Source organism: Amycolatopsis sp. NPDC104775, assembly GCF_055583325.1.
The window spans coordinates 1,470,761-1,474,172 of sequence record NZ_JBVJOE010000001.1 but is presented as its reverse complement, the minus strand read 5'-3'; the positions used below and the strand labels follow the sequence as shown (position 1 = coordinate 1,474,172).

3 protein-coding genes are annotated in these 3,412 nt (G+C 69.7%); 2 read left to right on the top strand and 1 reads right to left on the bottom strand.

All coding sequences use genetic code 11. The features are described from left to right. Positions 1 to 244: 244 nt before the first annotated feature. Positions 245 to 1,093, top strand: a complete 849-nt coding sequence (locus ACZ63D_RS06445; RefSeq protein WP_465353251.1) for an SGNH/GDSL hydrolase family protein — start codon at positions 245 to 247, stop codon at positions 1,091 to 1,093. On the opposite strand, the gene ACZ63D_RS06440 is transcribed toward ACZ63D_RS06445, so the two are convergent. Next, a complete protein-coding gene (locus tag ACZ63D_RS06440) occupies positions 1,059 to 1,814 on the bottom strand; it encodes a metallophosphoesterase family protein (RefSeq protein WP_465353250.1) in 756 nt (251 codons plus the stop codon). The two genes, ACZ63D_RS06445 and ACZ63D_RS06440, sit on opposite strands and share 35 nt — an antisense overlap. A 78-nt stretch (positions 1,815 to 1,892) precedes the next feature. On the opposite strand from ACZ63D_RS06440, the gene ACZ63D_RS06435 reads away from it, so the two are divergent. Beyond that, on the top strand, positions 1,893 to 3,272 hold the full coding sequence (locus tag ACZ63D_RS06435; RefSeq protein WP_465353249.1) for a replication-associated recombination protein A: 1,380 nt from the start codon (positions 1,893 to 1,895) through the stop codon (positions 3,270 to 3,272). Positions 3,273 to 3,412: the final 140 nt, after the last annotated feature.

Below are 3,412 nucleotides of genomic sequence, written 5' to 3'. Positions count from 1 at the left end.
CAACAAAACCCCTTCCAGTTGGGTAGGGGGGGGTGACCAAGGCATCTTTCCCGCCTTGACAACCACCCCCGAACCGTCAGCACACTCGGGCTTCGGGGTGCCCCACGCCACACCCCCGGCGCAATGTCGCCCCCCAGGGCGACGAGCAGACAGACCCCCCAAACCAGACCCCAAGAACCGGAAGTTCCCACCTCCGTCCATACCGCGTTACCTCCCCATCACCAGCGGTGAGCCTCAATACCGGATGGTCTTGGTCGTGACCGTGATCAGCGTCGGAGTCACCCCAGCCGCAGAACCAACCCCACCCCACCCGACCCCCACCCTCCGCCGGGCAACCCGCCTGGCAGTCCTAGGCGACTCCACCGCCGTAGGCCTAGGCGACCCCCTCCCCAACCGCGGCGGATGGCGAGGCGTAGGCCCCCTGGTCGCGGCGGCACTGGGCATTACCGAAGACGGCTACCTGAACCCGTCCTTCACCGGTGCCCGCATGTCCTGCGTCCGCACCGAACAACTCCCTCTGGCGATCGCCCACCGCCCAGACGTAGCCCTGGTCGTCGTCGGCATGAACGACACCCTCCGCCCCGACTTCGACCCAGACGCCGTCGCCGCGGACCTCACCGCCATCGTCCGCGAGCTGACCGCGGTCGGAACCACAGTCCTTCCCGTACGCTTCCACGACCACAGCAAGGTCTTCCGCCTCCCACCGTCGCTGAAACGAGCCCTAAGCGCCCGCGTAGCAGAACTGAACGAGGCAATCGACCGCGTAGCGGCAACAGAAGGCATCACCTGCCTGAACCTGGACACCCTGCCCGGCGCGTACGACCTCAACGTCTGGAGCGTCGACCGCCTGCACCCGTCCGAACTGGGCCACCGCATGCTCGCCCAAGGCTTCACAAACCTAGCCGCGACAGCCGGGTTCGCCGTCCCGGAGCCAGTGAGCCTCATCTGCTCCGGCGGCGTAGAACCAAGCGCCGCCGCCCACTTCGGCTGGCTCGTAGCGAAGGGCATCCCCTGGCTATGGCGACGCGGCCGGGAGTTCCTGCCTTACGCCGCAGTCATCATGTGGCGCTCGTTCCGCGAGCGCGTGGGCTGAATACCCGCAACGCCTCCGCATCCGACGCCGGATTCCGCACGTAATCATCGTTCCAGCCCTGAATTCCGGGATACTCCGACGTCTCCGCCAGCTCCCGGCACACCGCCTCCACGTCGTAGGCAGTCCGCCGCAGCTCGACCCCGGGACCGAGTCGCGCCCAGTGCGCACCCGTTGTCCCGTAAGGCATCCCGACGCTGCCCGGGTTCACGATCCGGCATCGGTCGGCCAGCCTCAGGAACGGCATGTGCGTATGCCCGCACACCACCGTCTCCGCGGTGACGCCGTCCAGCACCTCCGCCCAGCGCGACAACGGGCTGTCCACGAGCGCGACCTCTTCGTCGTCGCGCGGAGTGGCGTGGCAGAACAGCACCTCGCCGAGCCCGTCGATCTCCAGCGTCACCGTCAACGGCAACCCGTCGAGCAGCGCCACCTGATCCGGTCGCAGCTGCGTCGCCGCCCACGGACCGATCGGGTCTGGAATTCTGGTGGGACCGCCCCGAGCGAGCGTGACGAGTTCGCGATCCGCGTTGCCGCGCACCCACACCGCGCGCTCGCCGAGCACCGCCAGCCGGTCGAGCGTCTGCCGGGGCAGCGGTCCGGCGGCGAGGTCGCCGCACAGGACCACCAGGTCGGCGGCCCGGACGTCGGGCTCGGTGAGGACCGCGTCGAGCGCGGGCAGCACGCCGTGGATGTCGGACAGCACCGCGACCGAGGAGACCATCGCCCCAGTCTGCCCCTCCGGCGCCGCCGCGGGGCCGGGCGAGCGGGATTGTCGGGGTGGTCGGATACCGTCGTCGGTGTGGCACAGGACGAACTCTTCACGGTGAACCCCGACGTGGGGCCGCCGCCGGAACCCTCCGGAGCGAACCAGGCCGAACCGCAGGCCGACCCGGCGACGTCGCCGCTCGCGGTGCGGATGCGGCCGCGCACGCTCGACGAGGTGGTCGGCCAGCAGCACCTGCTGCGGGAAGGGGCTCCGCTGCGCAGGCTGGTCGAGGGGGCGGCCCCGGCGTCCGTGCTGCTCTACGGCCCGCCCGGCACCGGCAAGACCACGCTGGCGAACCTGGTGTCGATCGCGACCGGACGCCGGTTCGTCGCGATGTCCGCGCTGTCCGCGGGCGTCAAGGAGGTCCGCGGCGTCATCGAGGAGGCGCGGCGGCGCCGGCAGTACAACACCGAGAACACCGTTCTGTTCATCGACGAGGTGCACCGGTTCTCCAAAACCCAGCAGGACGCGCTGCTCGGCGCGGTCGAGGACCGCACGGTCCTGCTCGTGGCGGCGACTACGGAGAATCCGTCGTTCTCGGTGGTGTCGCCGCTGCTGTCGCGGTCCTTGGTGCTGCAACTGCGGCCGCTTACCGACGACGACATCGTCGCGGTGCTGGATCGCGCGCTGACCGATGAGCGCGGGCTGGGCGGGGAACTCACTCTCACCGACGACGCGCGGGCACACCTCGTGCGGCTCGCGGGAGGCGACGCGCGGCGTGCGCTCACCGCGCTGGAGGCGGCCGCGGACGCCGCGTCCGCAACGGAGAACAAGACGATCGATCTGGCGGTCGTCGAGTCCACAGTGGACAAAGCGGCGGTGCGGTACGACCGCGACGGCGATCAGCACTACGACGTGATCAGTGCGTTCATCAAATCGATCCGCGGGTCGGATGTCGACGCGGCGTTGCATTACCTGGCGCGGATGATCGAGGCGGGGGAGGATCCGCGGTTCCTCGCGCGGCGGCTGGTGGTGCACGCGAGCGAGGACGTCGGGCTGGCGGATCCGACCGCGTTGCAGGCGGCGGTGGCGGCGGCGCACGCGGTGCAGTTCATCGGGATGCCGGAGGGGCGGCTCGCGTTGGCGCAGGCGACGATCCATCTGGCTACCGCGCCGAAGTCGAACGCTGTGGTGACGGCGATCGACGCGGCGTTGAGCGATGTCCGGTCGGGGGCGATCGGGACTGTGCCGCCGCATTTGCGGGACGGGCACTACGCGGGGGCTAAGCAGTTGGGGAATGCGCAGGGGTATCGGTATCCGCATAGCGTGCCGGAGGGGGTGCTGGCGCAGCAGTATCCGCCGGATGAGCTGGTCGGGCGGGATTATTACGAGCCGACGCAGCGGGGTGGGGAGCGGACTTTGGCGGAGCGGGTGCCTCGGTTGCGGCGGACTGTTCGGGGGGAGAGGTCTTGAGGGGGGCGGCTCGTCGCCCTGGGGGCGACATTGCGCCGGGGGTGAGTGTGGGGCACCCCGAAGCCCAGTGTGCTGACGGTTCGGGGGTGGTTGTCAAGGCGGGAAAGATGCCTTGACAACCACCCCCAAACCACAAGGAA